We start from the raw sequence: 18,288 nt of genomic DNA on the forward strand, positions 1-18,288 counted from the left end.
GCAATGACAGTTGGCATTTTCGATAGTGGTCTGGGCGGATTGACGGTTCTGGATGCGGTCGCAAAACGCCTGCCAGATGTAGATTTTGTCTATTACGCGGACAGCGCGCATGCGCCTTATGGGGTGCGGGACGCCGATGATATTTATGACCTGACAACCAAGGCTGTGTCGGCCTTGTGGGATCAGGGCTGTGATCTGGTCATTTTGGCCTGCAATACGGCCTCGGCGGCGGCACTTCGCCGGATGCAGGAAAGCTGCATCCCGACAGACAAGCGCGTATTGGGCGTTTTCGTTCCGCTGATCGAGGCGTTGACCGAAAGGGATTGGGGCGACAACTCGCCCCCGCGCGAGGTCGAGGTGAAACATGTGGCTCTGTTTGCCACACCCGCCACCGTGTCTAGCCGCGCGTTTCAACGTGAACTGGCCTTCCGCGCCATCGGCGTGGATGTCGAGGCGCAGGCCTGCGGCGGTGTCGTGGATGCGATTGAAGACGGGGACCTGATCCTTGCCGAGGCGCTTGTGCGTAGCCATGTGGATGCGTTGAAACGCAAGATGCCCACGCCCGAGGCCGCCATTCTGGGCTGTACCCATTACCCGTTGATGGAGCAGGAGTTCCAGAGCGCGTTGGGCGCGGACGTGAAGGTCTATAGCCAAGCCAATTTGGTGGCGGAAAGCCTTGCGGATTACCTTGAGCGTCACCCGAATATGCGCGGAACAGGCAACGTGTCGAAGTTCTTGACCACTGGTGACCCTGTTCAGGTGTCCAACCGCGCGACGCAGTTTCTGCGACGAAAGATCGCTTTCGAAGCCGCCTGATTGCAAGGCGCGCGCAAAACACCTATTTATCCGTCGAATTCGCAGGAGGTCGAAATGACCCACAAAATCGCCATTCTTGGTGCGTCCGGCTATACCGGAGCCGAGCTTGTCCGCCTGATCGCCACCCATCCGACGATGGAGATCGTTGCCCTGTCCGCCGACCGTAAGGCCGGGCAAGAGATGTCGGAGGTCTATCCTCATCTACGCCATCTGAACTTGCCGAAGCTTGTGAAAATGGGCGAGATTGATTTCTCGAACGTGGATCTGGCCTTTGCCGCATTGCCTCATGGCCTGAGCCAAGCACTGGTACGGGATCTGCCCGACAGCGTGAAAGTCGTTGATCTGGGCGCTGATTTCCGTCTGCGCGATCCGGCAGAGTACGAAAAATGGTATGGCGCGCCGCATGTGGCGGTCGAGCTGCAGAAGACTGCGGTCTATGGCCTGACCGAGTTCTATCGCGATGACATCAAAAACGCGCGTCTGGTGGCCGGGACCGGCTGCAACGCTGCGACCGTGCAATATGCGCTGCGTCCGTTGATTTCGGCCGGGCTGATTGATCTGGACCGGATTATCTGTGACCTGAAGAACGGGATCTCGGGCGCTGGGCGGTCTTTGAAAGAAAACATGCTGTTCGCCGAACGCTCGACCGATGTGTTGGGCTATGCGCAGGGTGGAACGCACCGCCATTTAGGTGAGTTCGATCAAGAGTTCTCACAGTTGGCAGGGCGCGATGTGCGCATCCAGTTCATGCCGCATTTGGTGCCGGTGAACCGGGGAATTCTGGCTGATTGCTATGTGGATGGAGATGCACAGGCGATCCACGCGGCACTGGTTGAGCAATATCAAGACGAACCCTTCGTGACTGTGCTACCGAAAGGAAAATTACCCGGAATGGGGCAGGTAATGGGGTCGAATCAATGCCATTTAGGTGTTGTGGGCGATCGTATTCCTGGACGTGCATTGGTCGTGTCGGCTTTGGACAATTTGTGCAAGGGGTCGTCAGGGCAAGCGCTGCAAAACGCGAACCTTATGTTGGGTGAAAGTGAAGTCACCGGGTTGATGTCGCCACCCGTCTTCCCGTAAGCCAACGCCATTAAGAAGGAGCCAGACATGGCCGGTCTTAAAAGCCTGAAGAAAACCCGCCGCGTCCAGATCATTGTGCTGGCCTTTGTGGCGCTTGCCTTATCGACGGGATTGATTGGCTATGCGTTGCAAGACGGGATCAACTATTACCGCTCGCCCACCGAAGTGATCGCTGAACCGCCCCGCGCGGATGAGGTGTTCCGCATGGGTGGGTTGGTCTCTGAAGGGACAATCGTGCGCGGACAGGGTGAGACGGTCAGCTTCTCCGTGACCGACGGAGCCGAGACTGTGCCTGTGCGCTATACCGGCGTGTTGCCCGATCTGTTTGCCGAAAATCAAGGTATGATCGGCACCGGAACCTATGTGGGCGGCATCTTCGAAGCCTCTGAAATCCTTGCCAAACATGACGAGGAATATATGCCAAAGGAAGTCGTGGACAGCCTGAAAGAAAGTGGCGTCTACGTCGAGCCGGACTCGTAATTTCCACATTCTTAACCTGACAATCGCAGCCTTATTCCCGTGTTCCAAACGCGGGGAAGGGCCCGGATGCAGAGCGTTACAGAAATTGCAGATCAGATCGTCGCCCGTGAAGGCGGCTATGTGAATGATCCCGATGATCCCGGCGGGGCGACAAATTTCGGGGTGACCATCCACACAATGCGCCGACTGGGGTTGGACCTGAATGGCGATGGTAAAATCACGCCTGCAGATGTAAGGCGTCTGACCCGTGCTCAGGCGCGCGACATCTTTCTAAAGCACTATTTCCACAAGCCCAGGATTGGCGATCTTCCTGATCCGCTGCAAGCAACGGTCTTTGACATGTATGTCAATGCAGGCGGCAATGCGGTGCGAATTCTTCAACGGTTGTTTGACAAAATGGGATATGAGCTGGCGCAAGATGGGGCCCTTGGCCCTCAGACGTTGCGTATTGCGCGATCGGCGATGAAGGCTGCGCCGGACCATCTGGTGGATGCCTATGGGATCGAACGGCGCAATTATTACTATCGCTTGGCAGATCGTCGCCATGCCTCGCGCAAATATGCGCGTCGCCGGGATGGGGGCAAGGGCGGCTGGATCAAGCGCGCTGAAGAATTCATCGCGCCCCGCTATCACTTCACAGATGCAGATCACAAGGAAAGGGTGCGGGCATGGGGCTGATGGGCGGTGTGTTCAACGTGCTGTTTGGTGGGCGTGGCAATGTCGTTCGCGAGACAGCAGAAGTGTTTCGTGAGAATGCAGAAGCCGCGTCCGCCCGGGATGCTGGCCTGCAAATGGCCGCGATCGAGGCCTTTGCTGCCGAGTTCGCGCATGCGCGGAAAGGGTGGTTTGACCGCTTCATGGATGGCTTGAACCGCGTGCCGCGCCCTGCCTTGGCCCTGTCGACGCTGGGGCTGTTCGCGGCGGCAATGGTCGATCCGGTGTGGTTTGCGGCCCGGATGCAAGGCGTTGCCTTGGTCCCCGAGCCGCTTTGGTGGCTGATGGGGGCGATTGTCAGTTTCTATTTTGGTGCGCGTCAGCAGGTGAAAGGGCAAGAGTTTCAGCGCTCGATTGCCGAGGTGCTGATCAAGGCAAATGGGCTGCGTGCGGCATCGGATGATCCGTTAGAGGTTCCCCAAGCAGCGGTCCAAATCCCTGAGGGGGCGATAACTCACGCAGTCAAAGAAGATAACGTGCCGCGCGAAGTTGTGCGCGGATCAGTTGATGTGACCGGCAATGCGGCGCTGAAAGACTGGATGGATCGCCGCAATGGCAAGTGAGTTGATCCTAAAGCTTGTGGCCGAGCACGGCCCATGGGTGCTGTTGGTCTTCTATCTGCTCTATCGCGATTTGCAGAAGGATCAGGCCACGCGGGCGGTGTTGGACAAGAACTCGTCCATCCTGATCGAGATCACAACGATCATTCGTGAAAGGCTGCCCGCAGCCGGGGGGCGACGATGATCCGAGGCTGGATTGCGCAACTGAAACGCCGTGTCCGTTACGTGATATTGGGTGATCGGTTTCGAAGAGCACTTATACGAAACGAACAAGCGGCAGCAGAATTAGACGCTGTTGTTAGGAGTATCTTGCAAAAATGAAACAAGCATCTCTTCTGGTGGCCGTTTTGGTCCTTTTGTTGCAATGCGGGTACTGGCTTGCAGGATATCAGGCGATTTTTCAGATTGGCTTTGGGGCCATAACGCTTATGGGCCTGATGATCGCGCTAACGTTTTTGTGGCTTTACCTACAGCGGGCAACACCTTTGGCCCTTGGCATGGCCTATAGCTGGTGCGGCGCAAGTCTGGTGCTGGGCTGGTGGTGGATCTATGCCCTTCTGGGTGCGCCCGAGGCGATGACAGCAAGTGCGCTGCATTTTACACCGCTGGCGGTGTATTTGTCCGGGGCGGTTCTGCATTTCAGCGTCATTCACCGCTCGTTCGGGTGGCATGGCGCTGCGTTTCTGGCACCTGTTTTGGGCGCCGTTATGTGTTCAACCGCGATCTATGTGATCATTCAGTCGCTGCGTTAGGGGACAAAAGCCCGTGACCGGGTGCCGCATCCTGCGGCAGGGGCTAGTGACCCGAGGCGACTCTCTGTAAGGTCCGGCCCATGATTACAGAGCTTGGACATTTTGCGCTGATCTTGGCGCTGAGCGTGGCGGTGGTTCAGACCATCGTGCCACTGGTTGGGGCACATAAGGGCTGGAACAGCTGGATGGAGATGGCGGTTCCTGCCGCAACCCTGCAGTTTGCGATGATTGCGATCTCGTTTCTGGCGCTGACCTATGCGTTTGTAACCTCGGACTTCTCGGTCCGATTGGTGACGCTGAATTCGCATTCAGCAAAACCGATGCTGTACAAAGTGTCCGGCGTTTGGGGGAACCACGAAGGGTCGATGCTGTTGTGGGTGCTGATCGTTTCCGGATTTGGCGCGACGGCAGCTTGGTTCGGGCAAAACCTGCCCCGCACGCTGAAGGCACGTGTTTTGGCGGTGCAAAGCGCGATTGCTGTGGCTTTCCTTTGCTTTATCATCTTCACATCGAACCCGTTCCTAAGGTTGGCGCAACCGCCGTTTGACGGCCAGGACCTGAACCCGCTTCTGCAAGATGTCGGATTGGCCTTCCATCCGCCATTTCTGTATCTGGGCTATGTAGGGCTTTCCATGACGTTTTCCTTTGCTGTCGCGGCCCTGATCGAGGGGCGGATTGATGCTGCTTGGGGCCGTTGGGTGCGCCCGTGGACGTTGGCGGCTTGGGTGTTTCTGACCATCGGAATCGCGCTTGGCAGCTGGTGGGCCTATTACGAACTGGGCTGGGGCGGTTTCTGGTTCTGGGATCCGGTCGAAAATGCATCCTTCATGCCGTGGCTGTTCGCCGCTGCGCTGCTTCACTCGGCCATCGTGGTCGAAAAGCGCGAAAGCCTGAAAAGCTGGACCATTCTGCTTGCCATCCTTGCCTTTGGGTTCTCGCTGATTGGGACGTTTATCGTGCGCTCGGGGGTCATCACTTCGGTCCATGCCTTTGCTTCCGATCCCGAGCGTGGCGTCTTCATCCTGTTCATTCTGCTGTTCTTCACCGGCGGTGCGCTGACGCTGTTCGCCGCCCGCGCCAACACGATGGAGGCAAAAGGCGTCTTTGGCTTCGTTAGCCGCGAAAGCGCGCTTGTGGTGAACAACATCTTGCTGGCCGTGTCATCTTTCGTCGTGTTCGTCGGAACCATCTGGCCCTTGGTGGGCGAGGCATTTGATCGCAAAATCTCGGTCGGACCGCCCTTCTTCGAGGCTGCCTTTACCCCCTTCATGGTCGTCTTGGCCCTGGTCCTGCCCATCGGGGCGATGCTGCCGTGGAAGCGGGCCAAAATCGGTCGCGTTGTTAAGCAGCTGGTGCCTGCTTTGGTCCTGTCCATTGCCGTTCTGGCGCTGGTCTGGGCGATGCAAACAGGCAAATCCGCATTGGGTCCGATTGGCATGTTCCTTGGCACATGGCTGGTAACCGGGGCGATGACGGATATCTTCAGCCGCACAGGGCGTGGTGCCATTGCAAACCGTCTATCACGCTTGACCCGACTGCCCGGTGCCGATTGGGGAAAATTTGCCGCGCATGCCGGGCTTGGGATCACCATGATGGGGATTTCGGGGCTTATGGCATGGGAAGTTGAAGACATTCGCGTGGCGCAGGTGGGCGAGACGTTCCAGGTTGCTGATTATGACATCACGTTGGTGAACGTAGGACGCGAGCAGGGGCCGAACTATATTTCGACCAAGGCCGAGCTGCGGGTGGATCAGAAAGGTCGCCAACTGACCACGCTTTTCCCGGAGAAACGCGTTTATCCAGTGCAGGCTATGCCGACGACCGAGGCGGCGATTTCGAACGGGTTCTGGACCGATATCTATGTTGTGATCGGTGATCCGCAACAAGGCGGCGGCTGGGCCGTGCGAACCTTTATCAAGCCCTTTGCCAATTGGATCTGGGCTGGGTCAATCATCATGGCTTTGGGTGGGCTTTTCAGTTTGTTTGATCGCCGTTTCCGTGTCGCCGCCGGGGCGGCCAAGACCCACGTCGAAGGAGTGCCCGCCGAATGAAACATCTGATTGCGTTATTGGCTGTTATGGGCTGTCTTGCTGCGCCTGCTTACGCGGTTAACCCCGACGAAGTGTTGGACGATCCGGTATTGGAAGAGCGTGCCCGAGATATCTCGGCTGGTCTGAAATGTGTGGTGTGCCGGGGCGAGAATATTGACGAAAGCAACGCCTCGATCGCCCGTGACCTACGCCTTTTGGTGCGTGAGCGGTTGGTCGAAGGCGACAGCAATGATCAGGTTGTCGATTTCATCGTCGAACGCTATGGCGAATATGTTCTGATGAAGCCCAACCGGTCGGGCGCGAACCTGATCCTTTGGGCGACGGGACCGGTACTGTTCCTGATCGCAGGCTTGTCAGGTGCGCTCTACTTGCGCCGCCGTGCAGGGGCAAAGGATGGGACGCAGGCGCTGACTCAGTCTGAACAGGCGCGGCTGAACGAGCTGTTGGACGAATAGGCCGAGCGCAGGAAACTTTAGAAATGACGGGGCGTCCATCTTTACCTGACCATATGGTCGGCTAAACTGCGCGAAACTCCCGGGAGGATGACATGATTTACGAAACGATCACACTGGACATCACCGATGGCTTGGCGATTCTGACCTTTGACCGCGCTGATGTGATGAATGCGCTGAACACTCAGATGCGGGCCGAGATTGCCCATGCCGTAGAAGAGGCAGGTAAGAACGCCCGTGCCTTGGTCATCACCGGATCGGGCCGTGCTTTTTGCTCGGGGCAGGATCTGGGCGATCGTGCCAATGCAGCCGAGGTCGATCTGGAACGCACCCTGCGTGATGAATACGAACCGCTTCTGCGTGCCATCTATGACAGCCCGATCCCGACGATCTCGGCCGTTAATGGGGCGGCTGCCGGGGCAGGGGCCAACATCGCGCTGGCTGCTGACGTGGTGATCGCCTCGGAAAGTGCCTTCTTCATGCAAGCGTTCTCGCGTATTGGTCTGATCCCGGATGCGGGCGGCACCTATTGGATGCCCCGCCAGATGGGGTTTGCCAAGGCAATGGGCGCAGCCCTGTTTGCTGAAAAGATGCCCGCGCAGGAAGCCGCGGATCTGGGCTTGATTTGGGAATGCGTTGCGGATGACGATTTCGAAGCGACGTGGCGCAAGCGGGGCGAGCAACTGGCGAAGGGACCGACCCTGTCCTATCGCAACATCAAGAAAGCCCTGCGTGCCTCGATGAACAACACGCTGGACGAACAGCTGGCACTTGAGGCCAGCCTGCAGGGTGAATGCGGCAAGTCACGTGACTTCAAAGAAGGCGTTCTGGCGTTTCTTGAAAAGCGCAGCCCCAACTACGAAGGGCGCTGACGGTTAGCCCTGATCCCAGGGCTGCCGACCATCTTCAAACACATCTTGACCGCGTTCAAATAGCGTGGGGTCATCAAGCGCACCTGCGTAGATGGCGATGGCGTCTGGCATGCGTGATGTGGCTTTCAAAAGAGGAGAGCCACAATCGCGGCAGAAGATAAACTCCAGCATAGATCCGGAATCCGCGCGTTTGCGAAACGTCTTCGTGGGCCCCTTAGTCATCAACCGGTCGCGGGACATCATCATCTGTGGGGCATGTCCAGCCCCGGTTGCATGTTGGCAGTCGCGGCAAAAGCATTGGATCGTGAACCGTATTTCGCCTGAGTAGTCGAACTGGCAAGCGCCACACAGGCAACGACCGGTAAGATATTGGGACATGTTCAACCTCCTTGGCTGAACAGAATAGCCCCTGCTGCTTTCGCTTCCATGAAAACGAAAAAAGCCGCCGAAATCGGCGGCTTTTCTCTGGATTTGTTTGGCTTATCGCTTCGTGACGTCCACATAATCGCGTTGGGTGTCACCCAGATACAGCTGGCGGGGACGGCCGATTTTCTGACCCGGATCGCCCAGCATCTCTTTCCACTGCGAGATCCAGCCAACGGTGCGCGACAGCGCGAAGATCGGAGTGAACATCGAGGTCGGGAAGCCCATCGCTTCGAGGATGATGCCCGAGTAGAAGTCGACATTCGGGTACAGCTTCTTCTCGACGAAATACGGATCTTCCAGCGCGATGCGCTCCAGTTCCTTGGCAACTTTCAGCGTCTCGTTGTCTTCGATACCCAGAAGGCCCAGAACTTCGTCTGCGCTTTCCTTCATGACCTTCGCACGCGGGTCGAAGTTTTTGTAGACGCGGTGACCGAAACCCATCAGGCGGAACGGATCATTTTTGTCCTTCGCGCGGGCAACATATTCGGGAATGTTGTCGACCGAGCCGATTTCGCGCAGCATTTCCAAGCAAGCCTGGTTGGCGCCGCCGTGGGCAGGGCCCCACAGACACGCAATGCCCGCAGCGATACACGCAAACGGGTTGGCACCCGACGAGCCGGCCAGACGGACGGTCGATGTCGATGCGTTCTGTTCGTGATCGGCGTGCAAGGTGAAGATGCGGTCCATTGCTTTGGCAAGGATCGGGTCTACTTCATATTCTTCGGCGGGGACGGCAAAGCACATGCGCAGGAAGTTTGACGCATAGTCCAGATCGTTCTTCGGATACACGAATGGCTGACCGATCGAGTATTTATAGGCCATGGCGGCGATGGTCGGCAGCTTGGCGATCATACGAATTGCGGCCACTTCGCGCTGCCAGGGGTCATTCACGTCAGTCGAGTCGTGATAGAAGGCAGACATCGCGCCAACGACACCGGTGATGATGGCCATCGGGTGCGCGTCACGACGGAAACCCGAATAGAACTTGGTCATTTGTTCGTGAACCATAGTGTGGTTCGTCACGCGGGCTTCGAAATCTGCAAGCTCGGTTGCGGTCGGCAGTTCACCGTACAGCAGCAGATAGCAGACTTCCAAATAGTGCGATTTTTCGGCCAGCTGGTCGATGGGATAGCCGCGGTACAGCAGTTCGCCTTTGCCACCATCAATAAAGGTGATGGTCGAATCACAGCTTGCAGTCGAGGTGAATCCGGGATCGTAGGTGAAGACGCCACCCTGTGCATACAGCTTGGTGATGTCGATGACATCTGGCCCGGCTGTTGGGGAGTACATGGGGAGCTCGAGCTCTTTGTCTCCGAACGAGAGCTTTGCGGTTCCAGTTTGTTCAGCCATGTTTTTTCCCTTCGTGTTTGAAAACGACCGCCCCGGTTGGACGGTCGCAAATGTATCAGGCGCTGGCATCCTCAAGACGCGCAATGGTTTCGTCGCGTCCAAGAACCAGCATCATATCAAATACGCTTGGTGTTACAGCGCGTCCGGCAAGGGCGGCACGCAGGGGCGCGGCCAGTTTGCCAAACTTCGTGTCGTGGGCCTCGGCCAAGCCGTTCAGGATCCCCTCAAGCGTGTCGCGGTCCCAGCTAACATTTTGCAGCTGCGGCGTCAATTCTTTCAGTATACCACGGGATACTTCGTCCAGAGCCTTCTCGGCCTTTTCATCGCGGTCCAAGGGGCGCGAAGCCGTTGCAAATCTTGCCTTTTCAAGAAGTTGGGGCAAGGTTTTTGCACTGGTTTTCAATACGTACATTGCCGAAGTCACCAGGTCACGTTGCTGCGACTGCAAAGGCGACGCGCCGGTTGCGGCTATATAGCCGTCCAGTGCAGTCAAGACGTTAGCGTCTTCCATCGCGGCAAGGTGCTGTCCCGATAGGTTGTCCAATTTCTTGAAATCAAACCGGGCGGGGCTTTTGCCGATTCCCGACAGGTCAAACCACTCCAGCGCTTGGGTGTCCGAGAAGAATTCGTCATCGCCGTGGCTCCAGCCCAGACGGGCCAGATAGTTGCGCATCGCCTGCGCAGGATATCCCATGGCCTGATATTCTTCGACGCCCAGTGCCCCATGGCGTTTGGACAGCTTCTTGCCATCGGGGCCGTGGATCAAAGGGATATGCGCCCAGACGGGCAGATCCCAGCCCATCGCCTGATAGACAAGTGTCTGGCGTGCCGCATTGTTCAGGTGGTCATCCCCCCGAATGACGTGGGTCACGCCCATATCATGATCATCAACGACAACGGCCAGCATGTAAGTGGGTGTGCCATCCGAACGTAAACAAATCATGTCATCCAGCTGGTCGTTGCGGATCGTGACATTGCCCTGCACTTCGTCTTGGATGACGGTTTTGCCGTCACGCGGGGCTTTCAGGCGGATCACATAGGGGGCATCCGGGTGCGTCGCAGGGTCTGCATCACGCCACGGGCTTTGATACAGGGTCGAGCGGCCTTCGGCCCGTGCGTCTTCGCGGAAGGTCTGGATCTCGTCCTGCGTGGCGAAACACTTATAGGCGTGACCGTTTGCCAGCATCTCGCGCGCGACTTCGGCGTGACGGTCGGCACGGTCGAACTGGCTGACCACCTCTCCGTCATGGCCCAGCCCCAGCCACTCCATGCCTTTCAGGATCGCTGCTGTCGCCTCAGGGGTCGATCGCGCGCGGTCCGTATCTTCGATCCGCAGCAGGAACTTACCGCCACGGCCGCGGGCGTAAAGCCAGTTGAACAGGGCCGTGCGGGCGCCACCGATATGAAGATAGCCAGTGGGCGAAGGGGCAAAACGGGTGACAATCTGGGGCGTCTGAGACATCGGTCATTAACCTTTTGGAAACCATGCTGGGGTTAAGCAGGTGTTAAGCGTTTCGAGTGCGATTTGAGGCGGTGTTCATATCGAACCGCGCGGAACATATCAGTGTTTTGGGCGTTTCGAAATCAACTTGTTCCTCAAGCAGATCTCGACACGCTTTAATCAAAAAGGGAGGCCGTGAACAAGGGTGCTGGCGGTGAAACTCTTGTCTCGTATTGAAGAAGAGCGCGGGCGCTTCCTGATCTGGGCACCGCTGTTTTTCGGCACGGGGATTGGTCTGTACTTTGCGCAACCGCGCGAGCCAAACATCGTGACTTATACCGCACTTGCGCTTCTGGTTGCGATCTGTGCCGGGCTTGCATGGCGTTGGCCTTGGGGGGCGGGGCCGCTGCTGCATGCGATGATCTTTGTCAGCTTAGGGTTCGGCGTTGCGGGCGCAAGGGCCAATTGGGTGGCGGCACCCGTGTTGGATTTTCGCTATTATGGACCGATTGAAGGGCGGATCGTGGCGATGGACCGTTCGCAGTCGGATGCGGTGCGGCTGACCTTGGATCAGGTGCGGCTGTCTGATGTGAACCCACTTAAATTGCCGGATCGGGTGCGGGTGTCGCTGCACGGGGAACAGGGTTTCCTGACCCCCGCAATCGGTCAGCGGATTGCGCTGACGGGGCATCTGTCTGGCCCCAATGGTCCGGTCGAGCCGGGCGGCTTTGATTTTCAGCGTATGGCGTGGTTTCGCGGGATTGGCGCAGTGGGCTATACGCGCAGCCCAGCATTGCTGCTGTCCCGACCGACAGGCGAGTTGTCACTGGCGGTCGGGAGGCTTCGCCAGACAATTGCAAACCGGGTTCGCGCGGTACTGCCCGGTGAAAGTGGAAGTTTTGCGGCCACAATTACCACCGGGGATCGTTCCAGCATGGATCGCGCCACGATCGAGGCGCTGCGCGGATCGAACTTGGCACATCTTTTGGCAATCTCGGGCCTGCATATGGGACTTCTGACCGGGTTCGTCTTTCAAGCCATGCGCATTCTGTTGGGGCTGTGGCCCCGTGTGGCGTTGAACATTCCCGTCAAAAAGCTTGCGGCTGTAACCGCCATTGGTGCCGGAATATTCTATCTGGCCTTGTCAGGCGGCGCCGTGGCGACGACACGGGCCTTCATCATGGTCACGACCATGTTCGTGGCCATCCTGTTTGATCGCCGCGCCCTGACGCTTCGCGCTGTGGCCATGGCGGCGATGATCGTTCTTATCCTGACGCCCGAAGCACTGGTCGAACCGGGGTTCCAAATGTCATTTGCAGCAACCACTGCGCTTGTGGCGGTATTTTCGTGGATCCGTGAGCGTGGGCGCGACGGATCCGCGCGCCAATTGCCGGGCTGGGCGCGCGGTGTGGTGACTGTTGTCATATCCTCGGCAGTTGCAGGGCTTGCGACCGCGCCCATCGGGGCTGCGCATTTCAATCAAGTCAGTCACTATGGGCTGGTTGCCAATCTTCTAAGTGTGCCCGTGATGGGTGCTGTCATCATGCCGCTTGCAGTTCTCGCAGCCCTTCTGTCCATTATACGGTTAGAATTCGTGGCCCTGTGGATGATGGATTGGCCGATCCGTTGGATCTTGTGGGTGGCCGAAACAGTGTCATCTTTAGATGGTGCCGTTGGCAAAGTGCCTGCGCCTCCGGGCTTTGTGTTGCCGCTGCTTGGCGCGACCGGAATTGTTTTCGTGCTGCTGCGCGGTAAGGAAAAGCTGGTGGTCCTGTTGCCTTCAGTGATCGCCCTTGCTGGCTGGGCCTTGGTCGAGCGCCCGGCGGTTCTGATCAGCTCGTCAGGCGGATTGATCGGCGTGATGTTCAGCGATGGCCGCGTCATGTCCAAGGCACGCGGCGAAGGGTTTGCCGCGCGGTCATGGCTTGAGAATGACGGAGACGCCGCGACGCAACAGACCGCATTCGAACGGGCGGGGTTTGGCGGGCAGAGGGGGCAGCTGAAAGTTGATCTGCCCGGCTTGTCGATCATGCATTTGTCGGGGCGCGGGGCCGAGGATCGCTTGGGGGACGCTTGTGCGAAGGTTGACGTCGTTGTACTTGCCGCCTGGCGCGAGGGGGCACTGCCGACAGGGTGCAGCGTGCTGGATCGTAAGTATCTGACGAAAACCGGGGCGGTCGCGGTGCATCTGGCGCCCAAGGGGTGGTACATCACGCCATCCCGCACCGAAGGCATTTCGCGGCTTTGGACCAGATAATTAGGATTGCGGTTGCCGGATAGCGGCTTTGGTCCTAGCTTTTGCGCAAAGGAGAGCGCGATGGTGGAAACTGCTGGTCGGATCACGCTGTGGGGTGTCGAGGTGTTCGCGGCCATTGCGGATGAACGCTCGATCTCTATGGCGGCGCGGCGTTTGGGGGTCAGTCCATCTTCGGTCAGCCAGCAATTGACGAACCTTGAGGGGGCGTTGGGCACCAGTCTTCTGGACCGTTCTGCCAGACCCGTGTCGCTGACTGCTGCAGGTACATTGTTTCTGAAGCGTGCGCAGGCGATCCTTAATGAAGCGGAACAAGCCAAAGCCGAGCTGACATTGGGGGCGATGTCTCAACTATCGCGCCTGCGCCTTGGCATGATCGAGGATTTCGATGCCGATGTAACGCCGCGCCTGTTGTCCGAGGTCGCAAGCCAACTTGCTTCGACCCGCTTTTTGCTGGAAACAGGCGCGTCACATCGGTTGCACGATCAACTGGATGCCCGCGCGTTAGACTTGATCGTGGCGGCAGATACCGGGGCGTCAGCGCCGTGGATGGAAGTGCATCCTTTGCTGGAAGAGCCGTTTGTTGCTGCCGTACCCAAGGGGGTGATCGGTGATCGCGACCCACGCGAGGTGTTAAAGGACTTGCCCTTGGTGCAATACACTGCACGCCATCACATGGGGCGCGTTATCTCGGACCATCTGGCGCGGCAGAACTTGAAGTTGGATAACCGGTTCGAGCTGGACAGTTATCACGCGATCATGGCGATGGTCGCGGGCGGTGCTGGCTGGACCATTATCACACCGCTTGGATTCTTACGCGCGCATCGGTTCCGGGACGCAGCCGATCTGATCGAGCTGCCTTTTGCCCCCTTCACGCGCCGCATTAACCTTGTTGCGCGGGCCGAAATGTTGGGGGGGTTGCCACAGGACCTGGCCACGCAATGCCGCGCGTTGCTAGAAAGCCTGATCGTCGCGCCTGCCGTGCATGATTATCCGTGGCTGAAAAACACGTTGCGGGTGCTGTGACGGAAGAGGGGCTTTGCCCCTCTTGGCCGACGGCCAATTCACCCCAGGATATTTTTTACAAGAAAATACGCAAAAAGGCTTACGCGGCAGAGTTCGTCTTGTCTGCTTTGACATCGTCAATTGCGCTAAGGATGGCGTCTGCAATGAAATCCAGCTCGGGCTGAGTCAGACGTACAGGCAGGCGGGTATCGCATGCACGCGACAGCATTGCGCGGGTTTGTGGAAGAGGCCCCTGATCGTCGATGAATTGCCAGTTCCAGAACGCGCGCGCGTTGTCTTCGCTCATCCCGAAGACCTGTACGCTGACACCGCGTGCTTTGGCGGCGGCCTGAAACGCGATGGTGTCGTCATCGCTGACGTTGTCCAAATTGAATTGGATGGAATCGGGCGCGCGGGTTTCCGGGGCCAGCGGCGCAGGGACTGTGATCCATGGGCTTTTTTCCAATTTTGCAGCCACGTAATCGTGGTTGCGCAACCCGTCGGTCACACGGCGATCCAGCTCGTGCAGTTGTGGGCGGATGACTGCGGCCGACAGGTTTGACAGCCGTGTGTTGTATAGAGGTAACTTGTTTTGCCACCGGGCAAAGGCGTCTGCCAGATCGGTCGAGTTTTCGCCGTACGGCGTTTTGTGTTTTTTCCAATTGTGCTCGTATGCGCCGGACATGATGACGGCACGGGCGGCCAATGCGGCATCGTCGGTGATCAGGATGCCACCTTCGCCTGCATTCAACATTTTGTAAGACTGGAATGAAAAACAGCCGATCTTGCCAATCGTGCCGATCTTGCGCCCGTGCCAGAGCGTGCCAAGTGAGTGCGCTGCGTCTTCGATCACCGGGATGTTCGCCGCGTCGCACAGCCGCATGATCGCATCCATATCCGAGGTATGGCCGCGCATATGACTGATGATGACGGCGCCCGTGTCGGGGCTTAGTTTGGCAGCGAAATCATCCATGTCGATTCGGTAATTGTCTTTCACATCGACCAACACCGGTTTGCAGTCCGCGTGGACAACCGAACTGGGAACGGCAGCGAAGGTAAAGGCGGGGATCAGGACCTTTGCGTCACGCGGTAGGTCCAGCGCTTTCAACGACAGAAACAGTGCTGCCGAGCAGCTTGCAACGGCCAAGGCATATTTCGCGCCCATCACTTCAGCAAATTCGGCTTCCAACAGGGCCACTGGTGCGTCTTCGGGTGCTGTATAGCGAAAGAGGTCGCCGGATTTCAGAAGGCGGTCGATCTCGGCCCGTGCGGCCTCGGGGATTGGCTCGGCATCATGGACGTTCGGGGCGGCTGGGGCTGCGGTCTGATCCAGGGTCATGCTGTCTCCTCTTTCGAGCGTGCCTTTTCGGCTTTTTCGAAATGTCATTTCGGAAAATATAAAAGAGCAGAGTGAGTCTTGCCAGAAGTTTTGCTGCGCTGCGGACAGTTAAATTTTTAGATCTGTCGTATGAATGTTACGAATTTGGGGGGTGATGGGATCAGCCGGACACAAGAAAAGCCGCGCGCTCGGCCCGGCTTTTTCGGTGGAAGGTCTAGCGTTTGGGGGAACTATCCTTTCAGGATAGCAGCCATCCGATCTGCGAAACCTTCATTGTCTGTCGCAGAGCCCAAGTGATCTTCTGCGGCATCCAGCAGTTCGTCGGGAACATTGCCACGCCCGCGATGTTTGATCAGACCCGCAACCAGCGGTGCTGTAAACTCGGGATGGGGCTGAATGGTCAGGATCCTGTCGCCAATCATCATGGCTGCATTGGCGCAGAAATCGGTCGAAGCGATAATTTCGGCCCCGTCGGGTGCTTTTACCACTTGATCTTGATGCCATGCGTTCAGCGCCATCGTCCGATCACCGAAGTCATATTCAGTGCGGCCGATGGACCAGCCGCCATCGAACTTCTCGACCTTGCCGCCAAGGGCTTGCGCGATGATCTGGTGGCCGAAGCAGACGCCAACCAGCGGTTGGCCCGCATCGCGGATGTCGCGGATCAGGTCTTCAAGCGGAGGGATCCAGTCGTGATCCTCGTAAACACCGTGTTTCGAGCCTGTAATCAGCCAGCCATCCGCGTCTTGTGTGCCTGCGGGAAACTCTCCGTCCACGACCGAGAAGATCTGGAAGTCGAACCCGTGCCCGTCAAGCAGACGGGTGAACATCTGGCCATAATCTCCGACGCTGTCGCGCAGTTCGTCGGGGGAATGGCCAGCTTGCAGAATGCCGATTTTCATGTGTCACCAAATTTGATCAAATTGCCATACGGTCATATCTGACCTAGCCGAGCCGCGACGCCGGAGCAAGGGCAATTTTCCGTGATGGCCTAGCGAAACAAGGTGCGCATGAAGCTGGGGCGACGTATCACAGCTTGCGGCAAGTGCCGGTTCAGACGCTTCCCGATGGCGCCATACACCGCGATGACCAACAGCGTCAGCAGGATGAAGTAAAACGCTAAAATCGGATAGGGGATGAACGGATTGAAGGTCTTATCCGCGAAATAGCTGGCGTAATACAGCGCGTCCCCGCGTTGTTGCCAGACCGGGAAACCCGAGAAATAGACCAGCGCGGTGGCGTGAAACAGGAAGATCGCCTCGTTCGTATAGGCGGGCCATGCCAGCCGCATCATCGACGGCCAGATGATCCGCTTGAAGCGTGTCCAGCCTGTGATGCCATAAGCGTCGGCGGCTTCCAGATCCCCTTTGGGAATGGATTGAAGCGCACCATAGAAGATCTCGGCCGAATAGGCGGTGGTGTTCAGAAACAGGACGATCGACGCGCCCAGCCATGCCGATGTCAGCAGCGAAAAGCCCGGCACGCTCTGCTTGATCGACAGAAAGACGGCATAGGCAAAAAACATCTGGATGAACAGCGGTGAGCCGCGAAAGACATAGATGAAGAACTCGGCCGGTTTGCGCAGAGATGCCGAGCTGCTGTTCTTGGCAAGCGCAAGCCCAGTGGCGGCGAAGAAGCCAAACAGAAGGGCGACCAGACCGAAATAGATGTTCCAGATCATGCCAGAACCAATCAGAGTGAAATGCTCGCACAGTGTATAGCCGTCACGCGGAAGCAGACGTTCACCAAATCCGATCGAGCGGAATGCGTAGTCCTGGATGGTCTGAACGCAGCTCATGTTGCAGCCTTCCGTTGGGCTTCACCGGCGGCGGTGGCCTGACCGTGGGACAGGCGAAGGGACAGCCGCTTGTAGACGCGTTCGCTGATCGAGGTGAGCAGCAGGTAGAAGACCAAGAGCCCTCCGAAGTAATAGGCGTTCCAGTTCCCATGCGGATAGTCGGTAAACTTGGCGGACTTGGTTGCCCCAAGCTCGCGCGCCCAATAGACGATGTCTTCGACGCCAAGAAGGAACAAAAGCGGCGTGGCTTTAATCAGGATCATCCAAAGGTTCGACAGGCCGGGCAGGGCATAGACCCACATCTGCGGGACCATGATGCGCCAGAAGGTCTGGCGGGTCGACATGCCATAGGATTCGGCGGTTTCAAGCTGTGCGCGTGGCACGGCCTTCATCGCACCGAACAACACGTTGGCGGCAAAGGCTCCAAAGACGATGGCGAAGGTCAGGATCGCCAGCGAAAAGCCGTAAACCTCGTGTATCCATTGCGGGCTGGTCGATAGGGGCAGTTTGGCCTGCGCACAGACCACAAAGTCATTGCCCTGACGGATTGGCTCGGACCAGTCGGTGCATTTCGCCTTGTGGCGCAGATACTCGAACCCCTGATCCAGCGCGATCACGAAGAACATGAAAAACGCAATGTCAGGTACGCCGCGCACAATCGCTGTATAAGTCTTGCCCAGCATGCTGATTGGCCAGATGCGCGAGCGGGCCGCGGTGGCCCCCGCAAAGCCGAACATCAAGGCCACGGGCGCGGTGATTGCCAACAGCACCAAAACAATCCCGAAGGATTGATAGAACGCCATGTGCTTACCTGTGGTCAGGTAGCAGCTGAGCCAGCTAAAGCCCTGAAGCGTGGAAGGATCGGTGCAGTAGGAAAACATCGCGCGTGCAGATT

The 18,288-nt window shown here is 57.8% G+C and carries 19 protein-coding genes; 12 read left to right on the plus strand and 7 right to left on the minus strand.

Going from position 1 to position 18,288, the window contains the following annotated elements; genetic code table 11:
- Window positions 1-3: 3 nt before the first annotated feature.
- From murI to FIL88_RS04050, 10 genes are all read left to right on the plus strand, one after another.
- Window positions 4-816: a glutamate racemase gene (murI, locus tag FIL88_RS04005; RefSeq protein WP_142852505.1), complete on the plus strand. Its 813-nt coding sequence runs from the start codon at window positions 4-6 to the stop codon at window positions 814-816.
- Window positions 817-870: 54 nt separating this feature from the next.
- A complete protein-coding gene (gene argC / locus FIL88_RS04010) occupies window positions 871-1,899 on the plus strand; it encodes an N-acetyl-gamma-glutamyl-phosphate reductase (protein ID WP_142852506.1) in 1,029 nt (342 codons plus the stop codon).
- Between the two features lie 27 nt (window positions 1,900-1,926).
- Window positions 1,927-2,379 carry a cytochrome c maturation protein CcmE gene (gene ccmE / locus FIL88_RS04015; protein ID WP_142852507.1) on the plus strand — a complete coding sequence of 151 codons (453 nt, stop codon included), beginning with the start codon at window positions 1,927-1,929 and terminating at the stop codon, window positions 2,377-2,379.
- A gap of 66 nt (window positions 2,380-2,445) precedes the next feature.
- On the plus strand, window positions 2,446-3,057 hold the full coding sequence (locus FIL88_RS04020; RefSeq protein WP_142852508.1) for a holin-associated N-acetylmuramidase: 612 nt from the start codon (window positions 2,446-2,448) through the stop codon (window positions 3,055-3,057).
- Window positions 3,048-3,656, plus strand: coding sequence for a holin family protein (locus tag FIL88_RS04025; protein ID WP_142852509.1), 609 nt, complete (start codon window positions 3,048-3,050; stop codon window positions 3,654-3,656). Before FIL88_RS04020 ends, FIL88_RS04025 begins: the two co-directional genes overlap by 10 nt.
- Entirely contained in the window at window positions 3,646-3,837 is a 192-nt protein-coding gene (locus FIL88_RS04030; protein WP_142852510.1) for a hypothetical protein, read from the plus strand. The genes FIL88_RS04025 and FIL88_RS04030 overlap by 11 nt, the downstream gene beginning before the upstream one ends.
- Before the next feature lie 133 nt (window positions 3,838-3,970).
- Complete coding sequence (locus FIL88_RS04035) at window positions 3,971-4,405, plus strand: hypothetical protein (RefSeq protein WP_142852511.1); 435 nt, start codon at window positions 3,971-3,973, stop codon at window positions 4,403-4,405.
- Between the two features lie 80 nt (window positions 4,406-4,485).
- Window positions 4,486-6,456 carry a heme lyase CcmF/NrfE family subunit gene (locus tag FIL88_RS04040; protein WP_142852512.1) on the plus strand — a complete coding sequence of 657 codons (1,971 nt, stop codon included), beginning with the start codon at window positions 4,486-4,488 and terminating at the stop codon, window positions 6,454-6,456.
- Window positions 6,453-6,911 carry a cytochrome c-type biogenesis protein gene (locus tag FIL88_RS04045; RefSeq protein ID WP_142852513.1) on the plus strand — a complete coding sequence of 153 codons (459 nt, stop codon included), beginning with the start codon at window positions 6,453-6,455 and terminating at the stop codon, window positions 6,909-6,911. Before FIL88_RS04040 ends, FIL88_RS04045 begins: the two co-directional genes overlap by 4 nt.
- A gap of 92 nt (window positions 6,912-7,003) precedes the next feature.
- Window positions 7,004-7,780 carry an enoyl-CoA hydratase-related protein gene (locus tag FIL88_RS04050; RefSeq protein WP_142852514.1) on the plus strand — a complete coding sequence of 259 codons (777 nt, stop codon included), beginning with the start codon at window positions 7,004-7,006 and terminating at the stop codon, window positions 7,778-7,780.
- A 3-nt stretch (window positions 7,781-7,783) separates the two neighbouring features.
- On the opposite strand, the gene FIL88_RS04055 is transcribed toward FIL88_RS04050, so the two are convergent.
- The 3 genes from FIL88_RS04055 to gltX all read right to left on the minus strand — a co-directional run bounded on the left by FIL88_RS04055 (window position 7,784) and on the right by gltX (window position 11,018).
- Window positions 7,784-8,158, minus strand: a complete 375-nt coding sequence (locus FIL88_RS04055) for a GFA family protein (RefSeq protein WP_142852515.1) — start codon at window positions 8,156-8,158, stop codon at window positions 7,784-7,786.
- A gap of 102 nt (window positions 8,159-8,260) precedes the next feature.
- Window positions 8,261-9,556: a citrate synthase gene (gene gltA, locus FIL88_RS04060; protein WP_142852516.1), complete on the minus strand. Its 1,296-nt coding sequence runs from the start codon at window positions 9,554-9,556 to the stop codon at window positions 8,261-8,263.
- Between the two features lie 55 nt (window positions 9,557-9,611).
- Complete coding sequence (gene gltX / locus FIL88_RS04065; RefSeq protein ID WP_142852517.1) at window positions 9,612-11,018, minus strand: glutamate--tRNA ligase; 1,407 nt, start codon at window positions 11,016-11,018, stop codon at window positions 9,612-9,614.
- A gap of 193 nt (window positions 11,019-11,211) precedes the next feature.
- Here gltX and FIL88_RS04070 point away from each other — a divergent pair, with 193 nt between their 5' ends.
- Entirely contained in the window at window positions 11,212-13,254 is a 2,043-nt protein-coding gene (locus FIL88_RS04070) for a ComEC/Rec2 family competence protein (protein WP_185960836.1), read from the plus strand.
- A 60-nt stretch (window positions 13,255-13,314) separates the two neighbouring features.
- Window positions 13,315-14,277: a LysR family transcriptional regulator gene (locus FIL88_RS04075; protein WP_142852519.1), complete on the plus strand. Its 963-nt coding sequence runs from the start codon at window positions 13,315-13,317 to the stop codon at window positions 14,275-14,277.
- Between the two features lie 79 nt (window positions 14,278-14,356).
- On the opposite strand, the gene FIL88_RS04080 is transcribed toward FIL88_RS04075, so the two are convergent.
- The 4 genes from FIL88_RS04080 to FIL88_RS04095 form a co-directional block, all read right to left on the minus strand.
- Complete coding sequence (locus FIL88_RS04080) at window positions 14,357-15,595, minus strand: DegT/DnrJ/EryC1/StrS family aminotransferase (RefSeq protein ID WP_142852520.1); 1,239 nt, start codon at window positions 15,593-15,595, stop codon at window positions 14,357-14,359.
- Between the two features lie 230 nt (window positions 15,596-15,825).
- Complete coding sequence (locus FIL88_RS04085) at window positions 15,826-16,497, minus strand: type 1 glutamine amidotransferase (protein ID WP_142852521.1); 672 nt, start codon at window positions 16,495-16,497, stop codon at window positions 15,826-15,828.
- Window positions 16,498-16,586: 89 nt separating this feature from the next.
- Window positions 16,587-17,393: an ABC transporter permease gene (locus FIL88_RS04090; protein WP_142852522.1), complete on the minus strand. Its 807-nt coding sequence runs from the start codon at window positions 17,391-17,393 to the stop codon at window positions 16,587-16,589.
- Window positions 17,390-18,274 (minus strand): ABC transporter permease, encoded by an 885-nt coding sequence (locus FIL88_RS04095; protein WP_142852523.1) that lies wholly within the window; start codon window positions 18,272-18,274, stop codon window positions 17,390-17,392. Before FIL88_RS04095 ends, FIL88_RS04090 begins: the two co-directional genes overlap by 4 nt.
- Window positions 18,275-18,288 lie beyond the last annotated feature (14 nt).

The sequence above is a fragment of the Aliiroseovarius halocynthiae genome (assembly GCF_007004645.1).
GTDB lineage: Bacteria > Pseudomonadota > Alphaproteobacteria > Rhodobacterales > Rhodobacteraceae > Aliiroseovarius > Aliiroseovarius halocynthiae.

Excerpts from the sequence above, each read along its gene's own strand:
- argC (WP_142852506.1), top strand. The coding sequence starts at position 871 with ATGACCCACAAAATCGCCATTCTTGGTGCGTCCGGCTATACCGGAGCC.
- FIL88_RS04095 (WP_142852523.1), bottom strand. The coding sequence starts at position 18,274 with ATGTTTTCCTACTGCACCGATCCTTCCACGCTTCAGGGCTTTAGCTGG.
- FIL88_RS04020 (WP_142852508.1), top strand. The coding sequence starts at position 2,446 with ATGCAGAGCGTTACAGAAATTGCAGATCAGATCGTCGCCCGTGAAGGC.
- FIL88_RS04080 (WP_142852520.1), bottom strand. The coding sequence starts at position 15,595 with ATGACCCTGGATCAGACCGCAGCCCCAGCCGCCCCGAACGTCCATGAT.
- gltX (WP_142852517.1), bottom strand. The coding sequence starts at position 11,018 with ATGTCTCAGACGCCCCAGATTGTCACCCGTTTTGCCCCTTCGCCCACT.
- FIL88_RS04045 (WP_142852513.1), top strand. The coding sequence starts at position 6,453 with ATGAAACATCTGATTGCGTTATTGGCTGTTATGGGCTGTCTTGCTGCG.
- ccmE (WP_142852507.1), top strand. The coding sequence starts at position 1,927 with ATGGCCGGTCTTAAAAGCCTGAAGAAAACCCGCCGCGTCCAGATCATT.
- FIL88_RS04030 (WP_142852510.1), top strand. The coding sequence starts at position 3,646 with ATGGCAAGTGAGTTGATCCTAAAGCTTGTGGCCGAGCACGGCCCATGG.
- FIL88_RS04025 (WP_142852509.1), top strand. The coding sequence starts at position 3,048 with ATGGGGCTGATGGGCGGTGTGTTCAACGTGCTGTTTGGTGGGCGTGGC.
- FIL88_RS04040 (WP_142852512.1), top strand. The coding sequence starts at position 4,486 with ATGATTACAGAGCTTGGACATTTTGCGCTGATCTTGGCGCTGAGCGTG.
- FIL88_RS04090 (WP_142852522.1), bottom strand. The coding sequence starts at position 17,393 with ATGAGCTGCGTTCAGACCATCCAGGACTACGCATTCCGCTCGATCGGA.
- FIL88_RS04075 (WP_142852519.1), top strand. The coding sequence starts at position 13,315 with ATGGTGGAAACTGCTGGTCGGATCACGCTGTGGGGTGTCGAGGTGTTC.
- FIL88_RS04055 (WP_142852515.1), bottom strand. The coding sequence starts at position 8,158 with ATGTCCCAATATCTTACCGGTCGTTGCCTGTGTGGCGCTTGCCAGTTC.
- FIL88_RS04085 (WP_142852521.1), bottom strand. The coding sequence starts at position 16,497 with ATGAAAATCGGCATTCTGCAAGCTGGCCATTCCCCCGACGAACTGCGC.
- FIL88_RS04035 (WP_142852511.1), top strand. The coding sequence starts at position 3,971 with ATGAAACAAGCATCTCTTCTGGTGGCCGTTTTGGTCCTTTTGTTGCAA.
- murI (WP_142852505.1), top strand. The coding sequence starts at position 4 with ATGACAGTTGGCATTTTCGATAGTGGTCTGGGCGGATTGACGGTTCTG.
- gltA (WP_142852516.1), bottom strand. The coding sequence starts at position 9,556 with ATGGCTGAACAAACTGGAACCGCAAAGCTCTCGTTCGGAGACAAAGAG.
- FIL88_RS04050 (WP_142852514.1), top strand. The coding sequence starts at position 7,004 with ATGATTTACGAAACGATCACACTGGACATCACCGATGGCTTGGCGATT.